This is a genomic window from Bacillus tequilensis, from assembly GCF_012225885.1.
GTDB lineage: Bacteria > Bacillota > Bacilli > Bacillales > Bacillaceae > Bacillus > Bacillus tequilensis.
In genome coordinates, this window is record NZ_CP048852.1 from 3782615 (window position 1) to 3807710 (window position 25096).

The window sequence follows — 25096 nt, forward strand, 5'->3', positions numbered from 1 at the left end:
TTCCTTTCTCTACAGAGCCGCTTCTTTGTCATCTAATGCACCAGGCGTTTGGACCAGCTCCAGATCGTTTTCTTCTTTCAGCTTCTGTTTATCCCACATTCTGAAAAACGGGTAGTAGACAACAAAGGATACGGCGATGTTAATGGCTTGCATGACTGCACCTGAGACTTTTCCGCCTGTCGCCAGGTAACCCGAAAAGATCGGCGGCATGGTCCACGGGACTGCGATACCCGCCGGTTTGGCGACAAGCCCGGTGCTCATTCCGATGTATGTGAGTGTTACTGTGACAAGCGGCGTGATGATAAACGGCAGTAAAAGCATCGGATTCATGACGATCGGCATACCGAAAATAATCGGTTCGTTAATATTGAAGATGGCCGGACCGACCGCAAGCTTTCCGAGCTGCTTCATTTGTTTGCTTCGGGCACGCAGGAACATCGTGACAACCAGTGCCAACGTAGCGCCGCTTCCGCCAATATTGACCCAGATATCGAAAAACTGCTGGGTGAAAATCTTAGGCAGCTCCTCACCTGCTTGGAAGGCGATCCGGTTGACATCCATGGCGCCGTACCAAATCGGTGCCATTACGCCGCCTACAATGTTGGCCCCGTGAAGGCCGCAGGCCCATAAAAGCATTTTGACGGCTTCCGCGACGAGGCTGCCCCCCAGGCTTCCGCCAAGAATGGAAAGCGGTGTTCCCAATAGAACGCTTACAATATTATGAAGGCTTTCAAACGGTGTCGCTTCAACAATCAGCCGGGCTGCCCAAATTAGGAAGATGACAGCAAAGCCGGGAATTAACGCGACAAATGACTTGCTGACCGCCGGGGGCACGCCGTCCGGCATTTTGAAGACCAAATTGCGCTGAATAATCAGGCGGTAAATCTCTGTCGACACCATTGCGATAATCATGGCGACAAACAGACCTTTGCTTCCCATCAGTGAGAGCGGAATCCCGCCGCCAACCATGATTTCTTTCGTCGAACCGTCCGGTATAAACGGCACTTGATACGGTGTCGCTAGCAAAAATGCCGCTAGTGAAATGGCTCCGGCCGACAAGGCATCAACGCCGTATTTCTCAGCGAGCCGGTAGGCGATGCCGAACGCGGCGACAAGCCCCATAATTTCAAAGGTCGCGTCGACTGGATAGGCCAGTTTTTCAGACCAGGAGCTCCCAAACGTTTTTGCCATAAACTCAGCGTATCCCGGGATGGGGAGGTTGCCGATGATGAGGAAAAAGGAACCGATGATAATCAGCGGCATCGTAAGGATGATACCGTCACGCAGCGCCTGCAAATGACGCTGCCCCGCAATTCTTCCCGCTATAGGCATGACCTTTTCTTCTAAGATCTGATTGACTTTATTCACATAGCCCGCTCCTCTCTATGACACATGTCCAAGCTGTTCAGCTGATTTCAGCACTTCCGCCCCGTTGCACGTGCCATAATGGACGGTATTAATGACTTCTACCGGAACCCCCTTTGACTCTCCTAATTTTTTCAGCTGCGGAAGCATGTAACGGACTTGCGGGCCGAGAAGCAGTACATCCGCTTTATCAATATGATTCTGTACAGAATCGCCTGAGACTGCCCAAATGGTATAGTCTTTTCCTTGCTCCTGCGCACTTTTTTCCATTTTGCTCACCAGTAAGCTTGTAGACATGCCTGCTGCACAAACGAGTAATATATTCATGTAAAAGACCCCCTAGAGTTTAATTGATTTGTAATGTCCTGCTGTTGCAATCATTATATTATGAAATCGCTTTCATAAACACTCAAGGTTTTTCCGCAGAAAACGGAAAAAAGGTATATACAGGCTGTCAGCTCAGCATTTTTTGGTCAAACACATCCGAAAGCTCTTGATACGAACGGCATTTGAGCAGCTGATTCACCGCCGCCGGGTCATCCAAAATGCCGCCAAGCAGTTTATACATGCTTTGCAAATCGGATTTGTTCTCCTTTTCGACACAAAGCAGACAGACAAATTGAACACGCTGGTTCTCCCAATCTATCGGTTTTTTTAACGTGCAAATGGCCCAAAACGTGGTTTTTGTCTGCGGTACGAGCGGATGCGGGATGGCCACAAGATTGCCAAAGCATGTTGGCGACATGTTTTCTCTTTCAAAAATGGAATCTATGATTTTTTCATCGGCATAGCCGAAATCAACCGTTTTCTGCCCTAGAAATTGAATCACTTCTTCTTTTGAGCATATATCTTTCTGAAGAAAAATGAGTTCTTTTTTTAGGTAGCGAGCTGCTTTTTCTTTTTCATCACTCAGAATGGATTCGATTTTTGTAAAGTCCGTTCCGCCTAAAAGCGTGTTGACCTTCAGCACTGGCACAGGGAGCTCTTTTTTGATCGAGATGGTGCTGATGACAAAATCGATGGATTCATAGGAGATGTGGTCAAGACTGTAATACTCGGCAGTTCCCACAATATCGATCCGCTTGCCGAAATGGGAGCGGAGTTTTTCGCGCAGAAGCTGGGCGCTTCCGGCACCTGATGCGCAAACAATGATACAGCGTTTCGGCGGACTTTTTGTTTTTTTTCGTTCAATCGCGGCGCCAAAGTGAAGGGCCAGATACCCGATTTCGTTTTCATGAATGTCGATGCCTGTTTGTTCCTTTATCACCATCCCCGCAATAATTCCGGCTTCAAAAGCGAGAGGATAATGTTCCTTGATCGCTGCCAGCATCGGATTTCGAAGGTTCATCCCGTATCGGTTGCGGCTGATTGCCGGCTTCACATGCAGCGCCAAGCCGATTTTCAGCTCTTTGTCATGCTCGATGCCGAGCTTCAGTTCACGATCAACTGCTTTTATCATCGCAAATATAAGCTGATCGGTTTCTTCGTCAATCGAAAATGTGTCCTCCCCGCAATGCGGCTGTGTCATTCGCTTTGTACCGAGGAGATGCATGGCGATATAGGCTGTCTCGTCTTTCGGAAACGTAACGGCTAGTGCTGATTCCAGTTCATTTACGATCTCTTCAGCGGCCTGATATTCCTTTTGGTCCAGGATATGATCCATATCTTCCGGGAAAAGAGATACGTAGTTTTCTGTTCTGATCCGTTTACAGGCGATCGCGATATGGATGATGAGGTTATTCAGCCCCAAGTTGGACAGCGGGATGCCGTCGTTTTTCATTTTTGTCAGAATGGCGGAACGGATGATCTCGATTTCTTCATTTGGCAATATATCAGCCGTTTCATTCAAAATATCAATCTCCGTTTCTCTTTCATCGACAATGTACTCCGCCATGCAATACCTCATCTGCACCTCGTCCCCGCGCAGCTTGAAGCCGTAATTCGGGCGTGTTTCCATGACGATGCGGTACGGCAGCAGCCGTTTTTTCACTTCTTTTAAATCCGTTTGGAGTGTCGATTTTGAGATAAATAGTTCTTCAGCCAGTTCATCGAGCTTGAGGTAATGATCCGCCAGCAGCAGCCGTTTCATGAGGTAAGCGATTCTCTCCTCCGGCAATACCGGCAGGCCCTTATTTTGCTGAAAGACATCTTGCAGGAGCGTTCTGAATGCCGGCTCGTCATGAATGCGGAGTTTGTAACCGGCGCCTCTTACTGATTGGACAAGAGCGCCATGGCCGCTCAGCTCGCTTTGCAGTTCCTTTATGTCATTGCGGACCGTCCGCGTCGTCACGTGTAATTGCGCAGCAAAAAACGAGCTTGTCACCGGGGCTTCAGCCGCCATCAGCAAGCGCAGAATATCACGAAGTCGCCCATGAAGCATGTGAAAAACCTCCTATCAAATAGATACAGGAATAAAGTGAATAGGCAGAAAGAATGATGAAAGATTGCGAAATGTATATAAATTCTATAATGGGGAGCATTTCAAGTCAATGAACATCGGAGGGACGAGAGGGAAAACTGACCTATAAAAAAACAGCCGGGTCAGCCGGCTGTTCGGGATGCGGACATATTCTTTCGTTTAGACGCCTTGCGATCCTTCATGATTTTGCGAACAATTGGGTAAATGACCGGCGCCCATTTGATAACGGTTTTGATCATCTTTTTCAAAGCTCGGATTCTCCCTTCTTTTTTCTCAATCATTCCCCTGATTGCCGTTTGCTTAAACATCTAACGGGACACGTACCTGTTTCCCGTTACCCAGAAACGCCACGGATAATCGCGGGCCTCTCCGCTATTGTCAATGCCGATGCGGGGGCCTGTTGAAATCTCTTCCGGTGTATACCCGCTTTCAATGTAAAGCGGCTGTTCCGTGATCCAGCGTCCGTAGTCATTCATCGTGACGCCAAGCGCTTTCGTCAGCTTTCCGGGCCCGTTTGTCCATTCCCTCGGGCGCCGGCCCGCCCTTCTCTCCTCCATTAACAGCTGGCCTTCATGCGGCTCAATCGCCCTGATTAATACCGCTTGCGGGACACCCTCTTCTGCGGCAACGACATTCAGCAATGTATGGGTGTGCATCACGTATGTATACACCCGCCCAGCTTCCGCAAACATAATCTCAGTCCGCTTCGTCCGGCGGTTATTAAAGCTGTGGGCCGCTCTGTCTTCGGCACCCATATAGGCCTCTGTTTCCACAATAAAGCCGGACGCTGTGCCTTCGTCTGTTTCTTTGACCAGAAGGCAGCCGAGAAGCGACGGGGCAAGCTCAAGAGCAGTTTTTTGGTAAAACGTGATGGGAAGCGGGTTTTTGTCTCTCGTCACGAATCGACCTCTCCTTTTACCGATTTTTGTACATTGTACCATTCCCGAAGCAGCATAAAAAAAACGGCGGTTTTAAAATCTTTCCATTCAGGGCATATTGTTACCGTTCAAAAAAGGAGGGTCAACGAATGAAAGATGATCACCAGAAAAAACATCACGGAACAAATGCACAGAGCAGCGAGGAGGCGCTTTCTCACAAGACATCAGGAAAAAACGAGTCAGAGGAGACCTTAACGAACAGACAAGGGCACCCTGTCACTGACAACCAAAATGTGAGAACTGTCGGAAACAGAGGGCCTACAACGCTTGAGAACTATGATTTTCTTGAAAAAATCAGCCACTTTGACCGCGAACGTATCCCGGAGCGGGTGGTCCATGCCCGAGGAGCCGGTGCACACGGGTATTTTGAAGCGTACGGAAGCTTTGGAGACGAACCGATTTCAACATACACCCGGGCCAAGCTCTTTCAGGAAAAAGGCAAGAAAACACCGGCTTTTGTCCGTTTTTCTACGGTGAATCATGGAAAACACTCACCTGAAACATTGAGAGACCCACGCGGCTTTGCCGTTAAACTTTATACCGAGGACGGGAACTGGGATTTGGTCGGGAACAACCTGAAAATCTTTTTTATCCGCGACCCGCTGAAATTTCCGGATCTTGTGCACGCATTTCAGCCTGATCCAGTGACCAACATCCAAGATGGTGAACGTATTTTCGACTTCATCTCTCAGTCTCCTGAAGCGACACATATGATCACCTTCCTATTCTCACCTTGGGGCATTCCAGCCAACTACAGGCACATGCAGGGCTCTGGCGTACACGCCTATAAATGGGTGAATGAGGAAGGCAAGGCCGTTCTTGTGAAATATCATTTTGAACCGAAGCAGGGCATCCGTAACCTGACACAGAAGGAAGCGGAAGAGATTCAAGGGAAAAACTTTAACCATGCCACACAGGATTTGTATGACGCGATTGAAAATGGCGATTATCCGGAGTGGGAAGTGTATGCCCAAATCATGAGCGATGATGAGCATCCTGAACTGGATTTTGATCCCCTTGATCCGACAAAGCTATGGTATAAAGACGATTTCCCATGGAAGCCGATCGGCAAATTGGTGCTCAATAAAAACCCAGAAAACTACCATACGGAAGTGGAACAAGCTTCATTCGGAACGGGCGTGCTCGTTGACGGGCTTGATTTTTCAGATGACAAACTGCTTCAGGGACGGACGTTTGCCTACTCTGATACGCAGCGCTACCGGGTAGGCGCGAACTACCTGCAGCTTCCGATCAACTCGCCGAAAAAGCATGTCGCCACCAACCAGGAAGGCGGGCAAATGCAATATCGGGTCGATCGGGCAGAAGGACAAAATCCGCACGTCAACTATGAGCCATCCATTATGGGCGGACTAAAAGAAGCAAAGCAGGATGGAAAAGATCATACGCCGCATGTCGAAGGTGATGTAAAGCGTGAAGCGATCGACAGAGCGAACAACTTCGGACAGGCCGGAGAAACGTACCGAAGATTCACTGAGTTTGAACGGAACGAATTGATTACGAATCTCGTTAATACGCTTTCCACCTGCCGAAAAGAAATTCAGGACCAAATGATTGAGAATTTCACAAAAGCTGATCCGGACTACGGAAAACGCGTGGCGGACGGATTGAAAAAAGTTGCCGAAAACAGCAGTAACGGACCGATCGGCACAACTGACACTGAACAGGCCGCAAAGCAGGCTGAACAGGAAAGTCATCCGTCTGATCCGTATTAAAAATAGCAAACAGGACTTTTTTGGAGTCCTGTTTTTATATGTTTGATATTGAAACGCTTTCAGAAGTTGTACTGTACTGAAAGGAAAATTGTCAGCTCCATTCTTCTGAGATTTCCGCTTGGTCTTCTGCCAGACATGCTCTTTTCTCTGCGTAAGCAATTGTTCATTTCCGGATCTGAATTTCCCGCTGCCTTTGTGTGATGCTCGCACAAAAGTGCAACATGATCAATTAATAGCTTTCATACCGCCGGAACCTCCACACAGAAAACACGGCCAGAAGCACGATGCACAAAATGGAAAATGTAAGCGACCACCCGAAGAAATCCGCCCTCTCGCCATGAGTAAGGATGTGCTCCGCCTGCTTGCAAAGCTCAGCCGGAAGCCACTTTGCACCATCGGGAAAAAGCGATACAGCAAAGGAAACAGTAGCTGTCAGCCCAATTCCGAATGCCGCGGCTGCTCCGAGAGACCGAAACATCGTGCTCCCGGCCAGACCGGCAGTCACAATAAACATGATCCATAGAGCGTAGAGGCCAAGACTTGCGGCAAAACGGCTGAATGATGTGTGCTCAAACAGCAACCGGACGTAATAATAAGCAAGTCCGTATCCAGCTGCAAATGCCCCGATTCCGATCACACTTTGGGTGAGCCATTTGCTCACGATATAATGGGCAGACGTCACGGGCCGCGACATGATCAGCGATGTTACACCTTGATTTCGTTCATTCGCTACGCTGCCCATCACACTGAAGATAATAAGAGCCATGCCAAGCGTGTTGAATTGAGAAAGCGTGCTGACCATCACTTCAGACCCGGAAGGCACCGTAAAACTGATTTTCATGCCGTCAGGAAGGTTTCCTCCGTGTTCGATGATTTCAGGCATATAATAAATCGTCAGCGGCTGTGTAAGCCCCACGATCATCATCGCAATCGGCAGCCAGATCAGTTTGCCGCTTTTCCATCCTTCCAGCCATTCCTTCTGCAATAGCGTGAGCATCACCTTCATGCGTGCACCACCTTTAAATAGACGTCTTCAAGCGACTCCGTTTTCTGTTCAAAATGGGTGACAGTCAAGCCCGTTCGGATACAGTCACTCAGCAACGTTCTGCCGGCGAGTGTATCAGGAAGCTCGAAAACAGCTTGAGACGGATTCATATAGACAATGTCTGAGACGTAAGGCTTCTCTTCAAGCCAGCCCTTCAATTTCTCTTTCACTGAAAGGGTAAAAACGTTCGTTTGATGCTGTTTCTTAAGCTGCTGTAATTCGCCTTTCCAGGAAATCTCCCCGTTTTTCATGATAACCACCTGATCACACACCTGCTCCGCATCGTGCAATACGTGTGTAGAAAACAGGACAGCCATATGCTTCTTCAGCTCCTGCATCATGTCCAGCACCTCGACTCGTCCCGACGGATCAAGAGCAGATACCGGTTCATCCAATATGAGCAGCTTCGGTTTATGGAGCAGCGCCTGTGCCAGTCCGAGTCTTTGCTTCATGCCGCCTGAATAGCCGCCGATTCTTTTGTGCGCGGATTCCTGCAAGCCGACAAATTTCAGCATCTCGCCTATTTCTTCTTGGCATTTTTTCTTTGAAAGACCAGACAGTCTCCCGGCAAATGTTAAAAACTCGTATGCAGTCATCCACGAATAAAAAGCAGGATACTGCGGGAGGTACCCGATCAAACGCCGGTCCGGCTTTTTCTCCCCTAACAGCTTGATCGTTCCAGAGGTTGGCGAGAGCAGCCCGGCCAGCATTTGCAGCGTTGTGGTTTTACCGGCTCCATTAGGGCCTAATAATGCGACACACTCGTTTTCATTCACGTGAAAACTGACATTATTTACCGCTTGATGATGCCGGTACGATTTGCATAATGATTCAATAGACAGCATGCCCGCTCACCTTTGCTTTCTGCCAACGGTAAAAAATAAAATCGGCCCGATAATATTGATACATACAATGATTGCGGCCCACATCCACTTTGGCCCGTTCGTCCGCTCTTCTTTTATACAGCTGATAAGAGCGAACACCGCAAGCACAAGCTGCAAAGCAATCAGCGGCAAAATCATTTCCCAAGAAATATTCATTACTTGCCCCCCCTTTTCTCCCGGTCCGGCTTAATAACAAAAAAGTAATAGCAAATCAGAGGCATCGGGGCTGTAATCAATCCCACAATCCCCCAAACCCATGCCATGCGATTTCGTTTTTTCGCATCAATAAATAAAAAGATTCCCTGCGCCAATACGATGAGATAAGCCGCAGCCGTTATGATCATTTCTGTTTGTGTCATCGACGCTCCACCTCGTATTCCCCGAGCTGTCTTTTTTTCTCGGTCACAATCAAAATCGGCAATACCGCAAGCACACAAACCTGAAGTACAATAAACACAGCGGGAGCTTGAGTGAATGCCAGGAACGCCGCACTCACAACCATCAGCGCGCAGAACACAAATAAGATGATCTCTTTTAGCAGTTTTCTTCTGCGTTCAGCTTTCATGTTCGACAGCTGGTGAAGCAGTTCTTTTTGATCCGGTATAGAGGGATTGGCTGTTTGATCAATTTTCTGCAATTCTGATTTGATATGAATAGATAGCTTTTCTTTATCCATCGTTCCACTCCTTTCTGATTTGCTGGAGCCCTTTATGGACTCTCGACTTCACTGTGCCTTCCTTGATCTGCAGCATCAGCCCGATTTCAGCGTAAGTATAGCCGTAGTAATGCCTTAATAAAACTGGCGTGCGCAGTTTAGGATCCAGCTTTGAAAACAGATCAAGCGTTTCGCTCCATTCTCCCCCTTTCACTGACACGTCCCACTTGATCTTGCGGATTGTTTCCTCGGTCACCGCCTGATTCCGTTTCCATTCTCTCTTTCTCTTTTTCTGGTGATCGAGATAAAGCCTGGATGCGATAGAAATCAGCCACGTGGAGAACTTGGAACGGCCTTGGAAGCTTCTTAAATGAATGTACCCTTTCAGAAAGGTTTCCTGAACAAGCTCCTCGCTGAGGTCAGGTCGAAGGGAAAGCTTCAGCAAATATTTATATAAAAAAGAATAATGATAGTGGAAAAGAGCTGTAAACGCTTCGTCGTTTCCCTCTTTCGCCTGTTGAATCAGCTGCTGTTCTTCGTGTGTATCCAATAGCCGCGATCCCCCCTTTTTGTTTTTCTGCCTTATGAGACGACACCGGATTTAAAAGCGTTCATCTTTTTTTACAATTCTTTTCAGCCATTGACAGATCAGGCTTCCCGGCCGTTTGGCTGCATATCCGCATTTGTAAACCCCCGCCCAGTCTGTTAAGCTATGACTTTATGTCGATTTTAAATAAAGATCCAATATGGAGGACGATGCATTGAAAGTAGAAAGGCGAACGATTGAATACATTCCGAAAGAAGAAAGACATGGAAAAGCGAAAGATTTATTTCCCGTATGGTTCGGGGCTAATATGCATATCACCACGTTAGTGACCGGCACGATTCCCGTTGCAATGGGACTTAATCTATTTTGGAGTGTTGCCGCTATTATTTGCGGAACATTAATCGGTGCCATATTTATGGCGTCTCATTCCGCGCAAGGCCCTCAACTTGGCATCCCGCAAATGATTCAAAGCCGTGCCCAATTCGGCGTAATCGGAGCGATTCTTCCCCTCTTCTTAGTTATGTTTATCTACCTTGGTTTCTTCGCAAGCAGCACGATTCTGGCGGCTGGAACCTTAAGCAGCTTTGTTCCCATCCCGGGATCATGGAGCATTATAGGCTTAAGCGCCGTATGTTTTTTGCTCACCATTTTCGGCCATGATTTGATTCACAAAATGCAAAAAATCCTTTCCTGGACCTCTTTTGCCGTATTTTTTGCTGCGACGATACTCATTTTTCAATTGCCGATTCCGGCAGGCAGCTGGATTCCCGGAGCGGTTGATCTGCCCATTTTCTTATTGGCGGTCAGCGCAGTCGCGACGTGGCAGCTTGCCTACGCGCCGTATGTGGCCGATTATTCAAGATATCTGCCCGTTCAAACACCGGCGTCCAAAACGTTTTGGTACAGCTATGCTGGCACATCTGTCAGCTCCATCTGGATGATGCTGCTCGGCGCTTTGTTGACGACAGCACTTCCTGACTTTACGACAAACTCGGGCAGCCAGATTGTCCAATTGTTCGGCCCCTTCTCGTTCATTATGCTGATCATTGTGTTATTCGGGCAAATGGCGATCAATGTCTTTAACCTGTATGGGGCTTTCATGTCCACAACGACCACGCTCGAGCCGTTTCTGAAGTTAAAGGTCACGCCTAAAGTCAGAATCATCATGATCCTCGGCGTCACGCTTGTCGGCACTGTCTTAAGCCTTCTCGGGCAAAGCAATTTTATGGAGCTGTTTTTGAGTTTTATCTTTTTCATCAGTTATTTCTTAATTCCGTGGACGGCAATCAATTTAGTCGATTACTACTTCGTCCGCCACGGAAAGTATCAAGTCAAAGCCATGTTCGATGTGAACGGGCCGTACGGAAAAGTCAATTGGATCACAACGATTGCGTTCGTTTTGTCCATCCTGCTGGAAATTCCGTTTATCAATACATCCTTTTACATCGGTCCGCTGGCCAAAATGTTTGGCGGCGGAGATATCGCATGGATTGTCGGCTTGGCCGTGCCTTCTGTGCTTTACTATGTATTAATGAAACCTCGTCTGAAAAAACGGGCGGGTTACCAAGAAAAGCTGTCTTCTCTATGAAGACAGCTTTTTATCATTCAAATCGTTTCCATACGCGTGGCAGCATGTCAGAAAGCTCGTGTGCAAGCAGCGTATGAGCGGAATGCTCATCCGTCCAAAGCTCAGCGCACACACCATGCAGAAAGACCGCGTTTAATATGGCATGCTTCGGGTCATCGTGGCAGCAGAGCATGCCTAAAATCATGCCCGTCAGCGTATCACCGGTTCCGCCTTTGGCGAGCGCCCCGTTTCCGGTTGGGTTACGCCAGCATTCACCATCGGGAAACGCGATGACCGTTTGATTTCCTTTTAATACAATGACAGTCTGCAGCTGAACCGCCCATTCCTTTGCATATTCCGTTCGTTTGTTTTGTAATTCTTTCACGGACACCCCTGTTATACGGGAAAACTCCCCTGGGTGCGGCGTGAGGATGACGGGTGACTCCCGTTTCGGATACGTTCGTTTCGTCAATGCTCCGGCATCCAGAATAACAGGAAAATCCGCCGCAAGCACATGATCAACTGCCTGCTGTACATTTTCTGTTTGCGGAAGACCTGACCCGATGGCAATCGCCCTGTACGCCTCTTCAAGCTTAGCGTCCGCCGCTTTTTTCCAGCCGTCACGCCAATAGGTCGCCTCTGGCAGAACAGGAACAATCAGCGGCATCACGCTTTCAGACGTCCCAATGACAAGCTTTCCGAGACCGCTCCGCATCGCCCCGAGACCCGCAAGAAGCGCCGCGCCCGGCATGTCGTCGCTTCCCGCCAGCAGCAAAGCCGTACCGTACGTACCTTTATGGCTCTCCGCATCTCTTTCAGGGAGCGAGGCCCTCACATGCTCTTCCGTCCAAAATGGAACATTCATCTCTATCCCTCCTCTGCTTACTCCTCTTATTTTTCCTTCCCCTTTTCTATTTCAAACAAAAAAGACAGCCTGGATGGCTGCCTTCTATTTTACAGGAACATCAAGGTGATACAGGCGGCGATACCGTTCGTTTGCCGCAAGAAGCTCCTCATGTGTTCCTTCCATTTCTGTTTTGCCGTTTTCGAGAAATACGATTTTATCGGCCGCTTCCACTCCTGCGAGGTGGTGTGTAATCCATAGAATCGTTTTTCCTTTCAGCACTTCAAACACCGTTTCCATCAATTCACGCTCAGTGATGGGGTCGAGACCGACTGTCGGCTCATCGAGGATGATGATCGGCGTATCCTGCAGCAAAATCCGGGCAAGTGCAATTCGCTGGCGCTCTCCACCGGAAAAGCGGATGCCGGTTTCCTGTACAGATGTGTGATATCCGTCAGGCAGCGACTCAATGTAGTCGTGCAGTTTGACCTGTTTTGCGGCGCGGCGCACATCCTCGTCACTTGCTTCCCCGTTCCCAAGCCTGATGTTGTTCAAAATGCTTGTATCAAACAGGTGCGGTTTTTGATTTAACACCGCCACCGCATCAGCAACCCGAGCCTTTAACAGCGCTGTCTCCACTCCGTTTAACGTCACAGACCCTGAGTCCGGTTTTAAAGCGCCCTCGATTAAGGCGAGCGACGTTGACTTCCCAGACCCGCTCCGGCCGAGCAGCGCCATTTTTTCTCCTTGGCGCAGTGTGAAGGAAAAGCGGTTCAGCACTTGGCTGCTATTGTCATACGAAAACACCACATCGCGAAAGGATAGTGTGACATCTTGAAGATCGAGCGTCGGCTCAGAAGCTGATTTTGTTAGCGGCGCCTCCGGCTGAGGAGCCACCTTGTTCATGCGTTTCATAGAATCCTGATAGCCGGGCACTTCGCCCAAGGCATCCGAAAGCGGCAGAAAGGCTTCCGTCAGCGGGAATACCACAAGAACAAAAGCCGCAATCATTGTTTTGGCGAGTTCACCGTTTGCATGCTGCCCCGCCGTCCAAAACAGCATCAGCAAAATAAGGCCGGCGACAAAGCATTGCGCAGCAAAGTCCCGCCATCTCGTAAAGCGCTGCTTTTTCCGTTCAAGCTCAAACCAATCGTGTTCCTCTTTTTCATACGAATCAATAAATGCATGCCGGCGTCCGCTGAACATCCAGTCGCTGACACCCATCACGGCATCTGTCAGACGGCTGTACAGCACATTCCGCCCGCTTTTCAGCTTCGCATTCTTCGCTCTTGTCACGAGCAATGACACAACCGGAAACAGCACAACAAGAACAAACAAATAAAGCGCAAGCAATATGGCAAACGGCACAGAGAAGAAGCCGAGCGCAATCACTGAAACAGCATACAAAAGCAAGGCAGAGATCGCGGGGAAAATTGTTTTTAAGAAAGCATCCTGCAAGTGCTCAATATCCTCAGACAAAATACCGAGCATATCCCCCGTGCGAAAACGAGAACGCAGCATCAGAGCACCCGGCTCAAGCATGTTGTAAAGACGGACACGCATGTCGGACACGATTTTCAAAATGATGTGATGCCCGACAAGGCGTTCCACATATCGTGACACAGACCGCGCAATCCCAAAGGTGCGCACAGCGACAATCGGCACATAAATGAGCAGGATGTTTTCCGGTCTTGTCGCTGCCTTAGAGATCAAAAACCCTGAGGTGAACATGAGAAAAGCAGCAGAAAAAATCGTTACCGCACCCAAAAAGATGACCAGAACGAACAGGCGGGCATTTTGCTTGATATACGGCAGAATCCATTCTTCTTTCTTCATGCTCTTTCCCCCAGTTGTGCCTCCACGAGTTTGGTGTACACACCGTTTTTCTTCAGCAGTTCATCATGAGTCCCGATTTCCGCAACCTTGCCCCCGTCCAGCACGATAATGTCGTCCATATCGAGCATCCAGTGAAGACGGTGCGTCGCGAGAAAGACGAGCTTATCCTCAAATAAATCCAGCATTGTTTCTTTTATTTCATATTCTGTTTCGATATCAAGATGGGCGGTCGGCTCATCCAGCAGCAGGATCGGACGGTTTCCCAAAAAGGCGCGGGCCAGCGCGACACGCTGCGCTTGGCCGCCGCTGAGCGCCCGGCCGCCTTCTCCGATTCGTCCCTCTAATCCATCCGGAAGGTTGTCCATCATCTCTGTCAGCCCCGCCGCGGCAGCGGCGCGGGCTGTATCCTCAGCAGAAGCGTTTGGATGATAGAAGCGAATGTTGTTTGCCAGCGTATCATCAAAAATGTACGGATGCTGCGGGATATAGAGGAGGTTTTTCTGCCAGCTGCCGTCCTGCAAATGGGACCGGCCTGAACCATTAATCTCGATCATCCCGCCATCAGGCTCTAAAAATCCGCCAAGAATATCAATTAATGTTGATTTTCCGGCGCCGCTTGCACCGATGATGCCGATTTTTTTCTTTCCTTTGAATGACAGATCAATTTCCGACACCGAGCGGCCGACTGACACGCCTGACAGCTTCAGCTCATCCTGATCGGACCACGTCCCAAGCTGAAGCGGCGCCTCCTCTTTAAAACCGGGCTGCGACAAAATCTCTTGAATGGTCTTGCCTGCTTCCTGTCCGTTCAGCGTTGCGTGATAATCATTCCCCACTTCCCGAACCGGCAGAAAATACTCAGGTGCGAGAATAAGCGCCGTTAAAGCGGGACCAAGCAAAATATCACCATCAATCAGACGCAGTCCCAAAAATACCGCGACTGTCGCTACCGACAGCATCGTGAAAAAGTCGAGGGCGAATGATGATAAAAACGCCACCCGAAGCGTGCTCATCGTTGCTTTGCGATACCGCTCGCTCACGTAGAAAATATTTTTGCTGTGCGACTTGCTCAAACCCAGGAAACGCAATGTCTCCAGCCCGCGAAGAGAATCAACAAAATGATTGGAAAGTCTCTGATAGGATTTCCACTGGCGATCCGCTTTTCTCTGTGCGACAAGGCCGAGGAGAATCATAAAGATTATCAGAATCGGCAAAGCAGCGACTAAGATGACAGCTGATGTCCGGTCCTGAAAGAACACATAAATGACAACCGCCGCAGGCACAATTGCCATGCTGACCATTTTCGGCAGAAACAGCTCCAGGTAGCGGCGGAACTGGCTGATGCCTTCCATCGCCAGCGTCACCATTTGCCCCGTCCCCTCTTTCTTTGCAAAGCGGGGGCCTAAACGGAACAGCTGATCGAGAAAACTCTTTCTCAGGTCTGCCCCTGTCCGGGCGGCATATTGATAGACGATTTTCTGGCGTGCCATCGTCACCCCGTGCCGTGCGACAAAAGCGATCAGGAAAAAGCCGATCACCGGAAACAGGGAGGCAATACTCCCCCCATTGAACAGTCCGGTTACGGCTTCACTCAGCCACTCTGCCTGCATAATAATAGCGGCTGTCTGAATCAGCGTTAAACAAGTAATCACGATGAGAATCCGCTTCATTCCTTTATATCGAAACAGGTCTTTTCCCATTAATAAGTCATAGGCTCCTTATGGCTGACGCGCTTCCGGAAGACATAATAGCTCCAGATCTGGCTGCCGATCACAAACGGCAATAACGTTAATGCTGCAATTGACATGACTTTAAGCGAATAATCACCGGAAGAAGCGTTAGCTACTGTTAAATCGTACGCGCTGTGAAGCGAGCTGACCATTACCCGAGGGAATAAGGAAATAAAGATCATTCCTACAGTCAGCGCAAGTCCCGCGCCTGTCATTCCAAATGTCCAGCCGTCTTTTTTCTTACGGATAAATACAGCCGCAAGCATAAAGCAGATGACAATCAAAACAACGAGCGGAATGGTAATCTCGCCGCGGCGTGTAAACATATCTGTCTGATACGCAGAAAGAGCCGCGAAAGCGAGAACCGCAACAAACACAACACCCATTATGTTTTGCGCCATTTTCCGGGCGCGTTTTTGCAAATCACCAATCGTACGCAGCGTAATGAACATTAATCCATGCTGGAAGCAAAGAAGTGTTACAGTCACACCGCCAAGTACAGAGTATACATTTATATAATCGGCTAGATGCGCGTGAATGTTCATATCGGCATCAATCGGCATCCCGCGGAATAATGTCGTGAACAGCACACCAAGCACAAACGGAGGAATCAGACTGCCGAAGAAAACGACCCAGTCCCAAACCTTAACCCATTTCAAATGCTCAACCTTGCCGCGGAACTCAAAGGCGACACCGCGGCCCATTAACGCAAGCAGCACAATAACAAACGGAATGTAATAACCGCTCAGCATCGTTGCATACCAGTTCGGGAATGCCGCGAATATGGCTCCCGCACCAGTCAAAAGCCATACTTCATTCGCGTCCCAAAACGGCCCGATCGTGTTGATCAGCACTCTGCGTTCTAATTCATTATGGCCAAGAAAACGAGTCGCCATGCCGACCCCGAAATCAAAGCCTTCCAAAAAGAAGAAACCTACAAACAATACGGCAACGAGTATAAACCAGAGATCATGAAGAGATGCCATGGTATACCTCCTGACTAAATGGATCTGTTGATACAGGAACATCATGATGATCACTATGCTCCGCACCTTTTTTAATCTCACGGATGAACAAGAAGACAAGCAGTGCGCCCAGAATTAAATACATCACACCGAATGCGATGATTGAGAATAACAGGGAACCCGCTGTTACGTTAGGCGACACGGATTGAGCGGTGGTCATTAAGCCCATAACCGTCCAAGGCTGACGTCCGATTTCTGTCATAATCCAGCCCGCAGAGTTTGCGATAAACGGGAAGGAAATCAACGCGATCATGATGCGCAAATACCATTTGCTGTTTTCAAGCTTTTTGCGGCGGTTTAACCAAAGGCCGACTAACGCAGCAAGAATCATGACAACACCTGCGCCAACCATGATGCGGAAGCTCCAGAATGTTGTTTTTACAGGCGGAATGTAATCGCCTTTTCCATACATTTTTTCATACTCAGCCTGAAGTGTTTTCATCCCTTTGACACTTCCGCTGAATTTCTGATAAGCCAAGTAGCTCAGAGCGTAAGGCACTTTGATTTCATTTGAGCTTTTTTCATTTTTTGTATCGATCGTAGCAAAAGCCGTCCATGCAGCAGGGTCACCGCTGTTTTCCCAAAGGCCTTCACTGGCAGCCATTTTCATCGGCTGTGATTCCATCAAGTGCTCAGCCTGCATATGCCCGCTAAGACCGACACCAAGACCTGCACAAAGGCCGACGATCATTGCGATTTTAAAAGATTGTTTAAAGAACGGCACTTCTTTTTTCTTCAATAGTTTAAAAGCACTCACTCCGGCGATAAAGAAAGCCCCAGTGGCAAGCGCGCCAAAAATAACGTGCGGGAATTCAACCCAAAGCTGAGGGTTTGTAATCAGCGCGCCAAAGTCGTTCATTTCCGCGCGGCCGTTTTTGATCGTAAAGCCGACCGGCTCCTGCATAAAGGAGTTCGCTGTTAAAATCCAGAAAGACGACATAATCGTTCCGAATGACACGAGCCAGATGCAGAGAGCGTGAATTTTTTTCGGCAGGCGGTCCCAGCCGAAAATCCATAATCCGATAAAAATAGATTCCATGAAAAACGCTAATAATGCTTCAATCGCAAGCGGAGCGCCAAATACATCTCCGACAAAACGGGAATAATCAGACCAGTTCAATCCAAACTGAAATTCTTGCAAAATCCCCGTCACAACACCGACTGCGAAATTTATTAAGAATAAGTGACCCCAAAACTTTGCCATTTTGAGGTACAGCTCATTTTTCTTCACAAGATAAAGAGTCTCCATCAACGCAACCATAAACACAAGCCCGATAGACATCGGCACAAACAAGAAGTGAAATAACGTTGTTGATGCAAATTGTATGCGGGCTAGTACCAATTCACTCATGCTTTCTCCTCCATTTCCGGTTAAAACTGTTAATTTGCTCATTACTTCACAAACAGAACCGAAACTTTGATCAGTAATTCACAATACAGACGAAAAAAATATTGCTCAATATTTCACAAATGTGTCAAAAAGCCATTCAATATGATGCTAGAATGCTAGACTGACCAAATGACACAATTTCTAACTGGTTCATATTAAGTACTTTACAACGTATCATTTCAAAAATAAAGCCCGAAACACCTAAAAAGTCCCAAACTATGTGACGGATTATTGTCTATTTTGTTGCTGATTTATGACGGCCTCTAGGATAAATGACCCTTTTTTATCGTACATCAACGCATCAATCCTTGCGAACAAAATGCTTGTCCGGCATCAGCACTCATTTCTCAGCACTCCGTCATAGTCCCACTTTAGTCAGAATGCCTCTTTCCATTTAAACCGGGAAGTAGAGACAAGTTGAATAGTAAATTTTTAATATATTAACAATTTCAATTTTTTAGTATACTTAATGTAGTGAACAATTTCACTGCATCAAGATTAGGGGAGGTTTTTCAATGGGAGAGCTTCAAACTCAAGTGCGATTGCAAACGGATACAATTCATGAAGGGGTTAGAAAAGAGAATTTGTTTGCAAGAGCCATGAATATAAAAGTAGGCATCATACCGCTTCCTGTGTATGCCCTGCTGTTTATATTAATCACTGTTTTTGTTATGCACCACAATGTAAAAAGTGACATCTTAACATCCATTGCCGTCATGGCGTTTTTCGGGTTTACCTTTGCCCAAATCGGCAAATCGATACCGATTGTTCGTTCTATCGGCGGCCCGGCCATCCTGGCTACTTTTATTCCATCCGCTGTCGTCTACTATCACCTGCTGCCTAATGATATCGTCAAATCCACCACAGAATTTACAGAAAACTCAAACTTTCTATATTTATTTATTGCCGGGATTGTCGTCGGAAGCATCCTCGGCATGAAAAGAGAAACACTCGTAAAAGCATTTATGAAAATCTTTATTCCGCTTATTGCCGGTTCTGCCGCGGCCGCTATTGTCGGACTGGCTGTCGGCACGTTGCTCGGGCTCGGATTTCAGCATACATTGCTGTATATCGTCATTCCTATCATGGCCGGAGGGGTCGGAGAAGGCGCCATCCCGCTGTCCATCGGTTATTCTGACATCATGCCCATTTCTCAAGGAGAAGCGTTTGCACTTGTTCTGCCGTCGATCATGCTGGGCAGCCTGTGCGCGATTATTCTAGCGGGCTTGCTGAATAGAATTGGAAAGAAAAAGCCGGAATGGACAGGCAACGGCAAAGTGGACCGGTCAGAACAAGAGTCCCCTGCGCTGCAGGAATCGCAAAGCGGTCAGCAAATGTTCAACCTTTCTTTATTTGCGTCAGGCGGAATTCTTGCAGTCTCCTTATATTTAGTCGGCATGCTCGCTCACGACTTTTTCGGTTTCCCCGCACCTGTTGCCATGCTGTTACTTGCTGTTCTGATGAAGCTGTTCAGATTGGCGCCTGCCTCAATTGAAAATGGCGCGTTTGGGGTCTCTCGCTTCTTTTCAACAGCAGTGACCTACCCGCTGCTATTTGCGATCGGGGTGTCCATGACGCCGTGGGACAAGCTTATCGCCGCATTCAACTTCAGCAATATCATTACGATTTTGGCTGTTGTTGTGACCATGATGGCTGTCGGCTTTTTTACAGGAAAATGGCTGAACATGTATCCGATTGAAACCGCCATTATCAATGCGTGCCATTCAGGGCAAGGGGGCACCGGGGATGTCGCCATTTTAAGCGCCGCTGAAAGACTTGAGCTGATGCCGTTCGCCCAAGTCTCTACCCGCATCGGAGGAGCAATTACAGTGACCTTAACTTTATTGCTGCTGCACCAATTTTATTGATACACCGCAAGCAAGTTCTTCGTAAAACGAAAGAGCTTGCTTTTTGCGTGTCCATGTTTTTGTAAGTTCCCATCCCATGCTATAGTAATAGTTGGAAATATAGATAGAAAGGACTCTGGCATGCCTATGGGAACAAATCTATTTCTCTTTGTAATTCTCGGGCTGGGACTTTACTTTTTATCAGCCCTGGCAGCAAAACTCATTCCGGCCGTAGATTTCTGGATTGATATCGTTCTTTGGGTTGGCGCTGCTGCTTATATCTTCTCTCATCAATCATTCATGGATGGCATTGTCTCGATCGCGACAATGTTCTACTGCTACTGGACCGCAATGGATCTCACTGTTTCAGAGCGCGCGGAAAAACCTTCGGGAGATTGGCAGGAAATCGAACTTGCCAGAAACAACACCCGTCTCCTGTCAGACATCACGCTGACCGCCATTGTGTTTGCGGGCGCCGTCATTTTTTTCATCTTTGGGCCTGACCCAAGCCCCCTTAAATATGTGATCCTGTTCGGCATGATCTCCGGCGGAGGGGCACTGGTGAAGCGAATACTGAATGTTTTCAGTGTAACCGTTTTGTATTCAGCATCCTTAAACAAATTGCACATCAGCTCACGTTATGAAAACCGAACATACCCGCTTTCCGATTTGAAAGACATTCAGCTTGAATCAACAGCTGATCTCTTAAAGCTCCATCCGCTTCTGACGATGTATTCATCACGTTTAGATCTGACAACAAGCTTTCAGCAAGTCATCAAACTGTCTCTTCCCGGTGAAACGCTGTTTCTGACGGTGAAGGAACCGCAAAGATGGAAAGCGATCCTCCAGGAATACACAGATTCGGAAAACAACGAGGACACTGTGATATCAGTTTTGCCGTTTTATCATAGAAAAAATGTGAAGCGGCTGCTTGGGAAGCTTTATTTTGCCGCCAGCGTAAAAGGCATATCAGCTTACGCCTTATTGGTGCTCGCGTTATACGCCTTACATGCCTCCCCGTGGATCATGGGGGGTGCCGTGGTGCTGTACTGGGTATTCAACATGTATCTGTCAGATCGTGTTTTACGGGCGGCGATGGATGCCAAGCCTTGTCATCATCCGCATGTACAGGCAGCGGCCGACAAGATTTTCCGCAAGGCCGGCATTGCCCATGTCCGCCTATACGAAACGGAGAGCGATGATTACAATGGAATGGCAGTCGGCATGAATGTCGGAAGGTCAATGGTCATTCTGACAAGCGCCACACTAACCCTGCCGCAGCATGTCATCGAAGGCATTTTGGCTCATGAGGCCATTCATATTAAAAAACGTGATGTTCTGTCATCACAGCTTTTACGTTTTCTTTATCTTGGCGCCATGGTGGGAATCATCCTTTTATTTGAGCATCATATCACCCATCCTGAGACCCATAAAATCGTGCTTTGGGTTTTCATTATGGCAATCATCATTTTGTATCAGCTCTATCAATCCTTTTGTTCACAATGGATGGAGGTTCGTGCTGACAACCTTGGCGCATCACTGCTGGAAGGCGGGTATAAACAAATGGCCGAAGCCTTGAGGATCTTGGCGGTTCGGCAGGATGAAGATACACAGAAACGAAGCGCTTACAGCTCTGAAGAAGTCGAGGACAAGCTTACCATCGACTCTCTCACACGCGATAAAAGCTGGTTTTTCAGATTAATTGATTTTCAGTTCTCTCCTCATCCTCCTATGTACTGGCGTGTCAGCACGTTATTGTCGAATAAAGGACATGGGGTGCTGAAGCGCTGGCTCAGAGACCGCCTGAAAGAGTCAATCTCTTTGAAATGAAACCGCTCAGCGTTTCATCCGTATAACAGGTATGGTGAAAAAAAGGGAGTGACGAGAAGTGATTGTGGTCATTTTATTGATTATCTCTATTATTGTTTTTCTTTCAGTCATTCAGCCGCAGCCCTCGAAAAACAAAAGCCGCCAGCAGGCGGACAGCGGGTTTTTCGGTTTTTCAGACAATGGCTCGCACCATGATGGATGCGGTAGTGACAGCAGTGATTCCGGCTGTGGAGGCGGCGATTAATCGCCGCCTTTTTTATTTCATTGATTCGATGTACGCACCAAAAGCCGCGCCTGACATGCCCGGCGACACGCGCACACGATGGAGGCCATACATTCCCTGGTCTCTCGACGCCGCGCCCGGCTCTGTCGTCACGCCCATTTGATAACCCGTCGATTTGGCAGTCTTCAGCGTCTCTTCATTGTATCGCCCGACCGGATAGCTGATGATAGAGGTTTGCTGATGAAACATGCCGTCAAACAGCTTTTTCGAATCAGCCATCTCACTGTGCTGCTGTTCAGGCGTTAACCCGTTCAGCTCAAGGTGGTCAATCGTATGGCTTTCAATCGATACGCCATGCTTCGCCATTTCTTTCATTTGGTCCTCTGTCAGATGATTTTTATGCCCGATCGATTTGCCGATCATAAAAATCGTCGCCTTCATCCCGTACTTTTTCAGCACCGGATACGCATCTTGATAATTGTCTGTATATCCGTCATCAAAGGTGATCAGCACGCATTTCTCACTCGGCTTTTTATCCTGCGTCAGCATGAGATACGCCTCTTTTGGAGTCAATGTCTGATAGCCGTTATCATGCAGCCATTTCATATGCGCTTCAAATTCTTCCTTCGGGACACGGAGGCTGTTTCCTGAGGAAATGCTATGGTACATCAAAATCGACAGTTTTGCCGGTTTCCCTGTTTTGATCCATTCGGATGTATCGTTTTCTTTCTTCTGAATATGTACTGTCTTTTCTTCCGGTTTCTTTTGTTCCGCTTTCGGCATCTGCTGCTCCGCGTTCGCCTCTTGATCAGCGCAAGCCGCTAGAGCCAAGCAGCTTCCTAAAAGAAAAATGCTTAAAATCAATTGTTTCATCGTTCTCCTGCTTTCTGTCTATTTCTTCCTCCTTTTTCATCGGTTTGTTTGTGGGATTTTCAAGTGCAAAAAACCGGACATGTCTCCATGTTCGGTTTTGAATTTAGCGAATTCTCACTTCTGTCTCACTGTCAAAGAAATGGCCTTTATTCATATCAAACGCAACCGTCAGCTCGTCACCTGATTGAATATCGAGACGGGCGTCGATCCGCGCGATAAAGTCTTGGTTGTCAATCTGCGAATAAATCATGATTTCAGAACCGAGCAGCTCTGCGACATTGATCTTGGCTTTTATCGAAGAGTTCTTATACGATTCCACGACAATCAATTCATCATGAATATCCTCAGGACGGATGCCGAAGATGACTTCTTTACCGATGTAGCCTTTTTCACGAAGCACCTTCATTTTCCCTTCCGGCACCGTTAATGCCGCAGATCCGATTTTGATGACGCCGTCCGTCAGCTTTCCTTTGAAAAAGTTCATCGCGGGTGAGCCGATAAAACCGCCGACAAACATGTTTTCAGGGAATTCGTATACATCCTTTGGCGTCCCGATCTGCTGAATTTTTCCGTCTTTCATGACGACGATCCGTGTCGCCATCGTCAGTGCTTCTGTCTGGTCATGCGTCACATAAATCGTTGTGGTTTGCAGTCGCTGGTGGAGCTTAATGATTTCCGCCCGCATTTGCACTCTCAGCTTCGCGTCCAGGTTCGATAAAGGCTCATCCATCAGGAACACCTTTGCGTCCCGCACGATTGCCCGTCCAAGCGCGACCCGCTGTCTCTGCCCGCCTGACAGCGCTTTCGGTTTACGGTGCAAATATTCCTCAAGACCGAGAATTTTGGCAGCTTCTTCTACCCTTTTTTTGATTTCAGGCTTCGGCATTTTTCGAAGCTTCAGCCCGAATGCGATATTATCATAGACCGTCATATGCGGATAGAGCGCGTAGTTTTGAAATACCATTGCGATATCCCTGTCCTTTGGCGCTACATCATTGACCCGTTTGCCTTCAATATAAAAATCACCTTTCGAAATTTCCTCAAGCCCTGCGACCATCCGCAGCGTCGTTGATTTCCCACAGCCTGACGGGCCGACGAATACGATAAATTCCTTATCATCAATGTGAAGGTTAAAGTCATCAACAGCTGCTTCCTTCTGATCATAATATTTATAAATGTGCTCCATCCGCAATTCAGCCATGTAACATCCCCCTTTGTTTGTAAACGCTTTCTTAAATTGAGTGTAACAGCAATCCCCTATCGCTGGAATGGGCAGCATTCATAAAATCCACCAGCCATTTTTCGTGCATATTTCCAATTTATTCTGAACCTTCGCTTTGCAGGCAGATAAAATAGGCGAGCAACGCGCCTTTATACGTTTTAATGTCTACCCCTGACCGCTCAATAAATTTATCAATTCGATATTGCAGGGTGTTGCGATGAAGATGCAGCTTTTTCGCCGTTAATGTGGCGTTTGAGTTATTTTCGATAAACAGCTTGATCGTTTTCCTCAGCTCAGATTCACTTCTAAATAAAAGCTCAGCTTCTTCAGAAAGCAATATTTCAAGCTTTTCTTTTTCTGCTTCTAATAATAAAAAAGGAAATATCATCTCAAAGGTCACACTCTGCATCTGGGGCAGCCGTTTTTCAGCAAACAGGAAATACGTCTGTTCACGGGCGTAATGGCTGCGCAAACTCTCATCCGGTTCATAAAATCTCCCGGCGTAAAAACGGACACTGAAATAGAAATCACTTTCAAGAACTTTAGCGAGTGATTCAAGTTCGTCTTTCCCCGCCGCCGCTTCACTTTCCTGCTCGACAATCACGCCTCTGTCCTCATGCTTCCACACTATCACAAAAGGCACCGGCCAAAAATGGCGAACCGCTTCTGCAAATGACGTCCGCTCTATCTTACCGAGCAAATGAAAATGAACAAATCTCGTCCGCTTTTTTATGTTCGCCGGCACTTCCCCTCTGGAAAAAAGAAACGCAAACCACTTGATTTCTTCCGGTGATTTCAAAGACATTTGATTTGCCTCATCCGCAGCCGTCAAAAATGACTGCAGCAGCAATGTCTCTTTTTTGCTGATCTCCGTTTTCGGTATGGAGATATATCTCTGACTGTTCTCATCAAAAAAGCATAGACAGTTTTCCTTTACGCAAAGCTCCTCAGACATAACCGAACCGGGATAAATAGCCAGCAGCGATTTCATAATGTCTCCTCTCTTATGTAAGGATCTGTATATCCAGTATAAGACGAATTGCACATGTTCTCCAATAAAAAAGGCGGATGATAAACTGAAAGAGTTCGTTTATTTATTGGTTTCAGCGGAAACAGTAAGGAA

At 47.7% G+C, this 25096-nt stretch carries 24 protein-coding genes and 1 pseudogene; 6 read left to right on the forward strand and 19 right to left on the reverse strand.

The genetic code is table 11. From position 1 onward, the window contains the following. Positions 1 to 9: 9 nt before the first annotated feature. The 5 genes from licC to G4P54_RS19930 all read right to left on the reverse strand — a co-directional run bounded on the left by licC (position 10) and on the right by G4P54_RS19930 (position 4683). Complete coding sequence (licC, locus tag G4P54_RS19910) at positions 10 to 1368, reverse strand: PTS lichenan transporter subunit IIC (RefSeq protein WP_024713183.1); 1359 nt, start codon at positions 1366 to 1368, stop codon at positions 10 to 12. A gap of 15 nt (positions 1369 to 1383) precedes the next feature. Next, positions 1384 to 1692 carry a PTS lichenan transporter subunit IIB gene (gene licB, locus G4P54_RS19915; protein WP_024713184.1) on the reverse strand — a complete coding sequence of 103 codons (309 nt, stop codon included), beginning with the start codon at positions 1690 to 1692 and terminating at the stop codon, positions 1384 to 1386. A gap of 127 nt (positions 1693 to 1819) precedes the next feature. After that, a complete protein-coding gene (gene licR / locus G4P54_RS19920; RefSeq protein WP_167873633.1) occupies positions 1820 to 3745 on the reverse strand; it encodes a transcriptional regulator LicR in 1926 nt (641 codons plus the stop codon). Between the two features lie 161 nt (positions 3746 to 3906). Beyond that, a complete protein-coding gene (locus G4P54_RS19925; protein ID WP_032681651.1) occupies positions 3907 to 4065 on the reverse strand; it encodes a hypothetical protein in 159 nt (52 codons plus the stop codon). 27 nt (positions 4066 to 4092) lie between these two features. Beyond that, complete coding sequence (locus tag G4P54_RS19930; RefSeq protein WP_167873634.1) at positions 4093 to 4683, reverse strand: DNA-3-methyladenine glycosylase; 591 nt, start codon at positions 4681 to 4683, stop codon at positions 4093 to 4095. A 128-nt stretch (positions 4684 to 4811) separates the two neighbouring features. Here G4P54_RS19930 and katX point away from each other — a divergent pair, with 128 nt between their 5' ends. Both katX and G4P54_RS21705 read left to right on the forward strand, forming a co-directional pair. Next, positions 4812 to 6455 (forward strand): catalase KatX, encoded by a 1644-nt coding sequence (gene katX, locus G4P54_RS19935; RefSeq protein WP_167873635.1) that lies wholly within the window; start codon positions 4812 to 4814, stop codon positions 6453 to 6455. Between the two features lie 90 nt (positions 6456 to 6545). After that, positions 6546 to 6638 (forward strand): annotated as a pseudogene (locus G4P54_RS21705) (hypothetical protein); the annotation flags it as partial. 46 nt (positions 6639 to 6684) lie between these two features. Here the strand turns inward: G4P54_RS21705 and G4P54_RS19940 are convergent. The 6 genes from G4P54_RS19940 to sigY are packed head-to-tail and all read right to left on the reverse strand — an operon-like array spanning position 6685 to position 9589. After that, entirely contained in the window at positions 6685 to 7461 is a 777-nt protein-coding gene (locus tag G4P54_RS19940) for an ABC transporter permease (protein ID WP_167873636.1), read from the reverse strand. Beyond that, entirely contained in the window at positions 7458 to 8345 is an 888-nt protein-coding gene (locus G4P54_RS19945; RefSeq protein ID WP_167873637.1) for an ABC transporter ATP-binding protein, read from the reverse strand. The genes G4P54_RS19940 and G4P54_RS19945 overlap by 4 nt, the downstream gene beginning before the upstream one ends. Before the next feature lie 6 nt (positions 8346 to 8351). After that, complete coding sequence (yxlE, locus tag G4P54_RS19950; RefSeq protein WP_167873638.1) at positions 8352 to 8540, reverse strand: sigma Y negative regulator YxlE; 189 nt, start codon at positions 8538 to 8540, stop codon at positions 8352 to 8354. Beyond that, positions 8540 to 8743 (reverse strand): sigma Y negative regulator YxlD, encoded by a 204-nt coding sequence (gene yxlD / locus G4P54_RS19955; RefSeq protein ID WP_167873639.1) that lies wholly within the window; start codon positions 8741 to 8743, stop codon positions 8540 to 8542. The genes yxlE and yxlD overlap by 1 nt, the downstream gene beginning before the upstream one ends. Next, a complete protein-coding gene (locus G4P54_RS19960) occupies positions 8740 to 9060 on the reverse strand; it encodes a YxlC family protein (protein WP_167873640.1) in 321 nt (106 codons plus the stop codon). Before G4P54_RS19960 ends, yxlD begins: the two co-directional genes overlap by 4 nt. Next, entirely contained in the window at positions 9053 to 9589 is a 537-nt protein-coding gene (gene sigY / locus G4P54_RS19965) for an RNA polymerase sigma factor SigY (RefSeq protein WP_024713192.1), read from the reverse strand. Before sigY ends, G4P54_RS19960 begins: the two co-directional genes overlap by 8 nt. Positions 9590 to 9800: 211 nt before the next feature. On the opposite strand from sigY, the gene G4P54_RS19970 reads away from it, so the two are divergent. Further along, on the forward strand, positions 9801 to 11174 hold the full coding sequence (locus G4P54_RS19970; protein WP_167873641.1) for a cytosine permease: 1374 nt from the start codon (positions 9801 to 9803) through the stop codon (positions 11172 to 11174). Between the two features lie 13 nt (positions 11175 to 11187). On the opposite strand, the gene G4P54_RS19975 is transcribed toward G4P54_RS19970, so the two are convergent. The 5 genes from G4P54_RS19975 to cydA form a co-directional block, all read right to left on the reverse strand. Next, positions 11188 to 12018 carry an NAD(P)H-hydrate dehydratase gene (locus G4P54_RS19975; protein ID WP_167873642.1) on the reverse strand — a complete coding sequence of 277 codons (831 nt, stop codon included), beginning with the start codon at positions 12016 to 12018 and terminating at the stop codon, positions 11188 to 11190. An 84-nt stretch (positions 12019 to 12102) separates the two neighbouring features. After that, on the reverse strand, positions 12103 to 13833 hold the full coding sequence (gene cydC / locus G4P54_RS19980) for a thiol reductant ABC exporter subunit CydC (RefSeq protein WP_167873643.1): 1731 nt from the start codon (positions 13831 to 13833) through the stop codon (positions 12103 to 12105). Continuing rightward, positions 13830 to 15533, reverse strand: coding sequence for a thiol reductant ABC exporter subunit CydD (cydD, locus tag G4P54_RS19985; protein WP_167873644.1), 1704 nt, complete (start codon positions 15531 to 15533; stop codon positions 13830 to 13832). Before cydD ends, cydC begins: the two co-directional genes overlap by 4 nt. Next, a complete protein-coding gene (cydB, locus tag G4P54_RS19990; protein WP_024713197.1) occupies positions 15533 to 16549 on the reverse strand; it encodes a cytochrome d ubiquinol oxidase subunit II in 1017 nt (338 codons plus the stop codon). Before cydB ends, cydD begins: the two co-directional genes overlap by 1 nt. Next, positions 16533 to 17939: a cytochrome ubiquinol oxidase subunit I gene (gene cydA / locus G4P54_RS19995; protein ID WP_167873645.1), complete on the reverse strand. Its 1407-nt coding sequence runs from the start codon at positions 17937 to 17939 to the stop codon at positions 16533 to 16535. Before cydA ends, cydB begins: the two co-directional genes overlap by 17 nt. Before the next feature lie 554 nt (positions 17940 to 18493). Between cydA and cimH the strand changes: the two genes are divergently transcribed. The 3 genes from cimH (at position 18494) to G4P54_RS20010 (ending at position 21899) form a co-directional block, all read left to right on the forward strand. Next, positions 18494 to 19846, forward strand: a complete 1353-nt coding sequence (gene cimH, locus G4P54_RS20000; protein WP_167873646.1) for a citrate/malate transporter CimH — start codon at positions 18494 to 18496, stop codon at positions 19844 to 19846. Positions 19847 to 19966: 120 nt separating this feature from the next. Next, the gene (locus G4P54_RS20005) at positions 19967 to 21655 is read left to right on the forward strand and encodes a M56 family metallopeptidase (protein ID WP_167873647.1); all 1689 of its coding nucleotides are present in this window, start codon (positions 19967 to 19969) and stop codon (positions 21653 to 21655) included. Positions 21656 to 21713: 58 nt separating this feature from the next. Continuing rightward, positions 21714 to 21899 (forward strand): hypothetical protein, encoded by a 186-nt coding sequence (locus G4P54_RS20010; protein WP_024713201.1) that lies wholly within the window; start codon positions 21714 to 21716, stop codon positions 21897 to 21899. 12 nt (positions 21900 to 21911) lie between these two features. On the opposite strand, the gene G4P54_RS20015 is transcribed toward G4P54_RS20010, so the two are convergent. From G4P54_RS20015 to G4P54_RS20025, 3 genes are all read right to left on the reverse strand, one after another. Beyond that, entirely contained in the window at positions 21912 to 22751 is an 840-nt protein-coding gene (locus G4P54_RS20015; protein ID WP_167873648.1) for a polysaccharide deacetylase family protein, read from the reverse strand. Between the two features lie 103 nt (positions 22752 to 22854). Further along, positions 22855 to 23952 carry a maltodextrin ABC transporter ATP-binding protein MsmX gene (gene msmX, locus G4P54_RS20020; protein WP_024713203.1) on the reverse strand — a complete coding sequence of 366 codons (1098 nt, stop codon included), beginning with the start codon at positions 23950 to 23952 and terminating at the stop codon, positions 22855 to 22857. 118 nt (positions 23953 to 24070) lie between these two features. Further along, positions 24071 to 24964 (reverse strand): PucR family transcriptional regulator, encoded by an 894-nt coding sequence (locus G4P54_RS20025; RefSeq protein ID WP_167873649.1) that lies wholly within the window; start codon positions 24962 to 24964, stop codon positions 24071 to 24073. Positions 24965 to 25096: the final 132 nt, after the last annotated feature.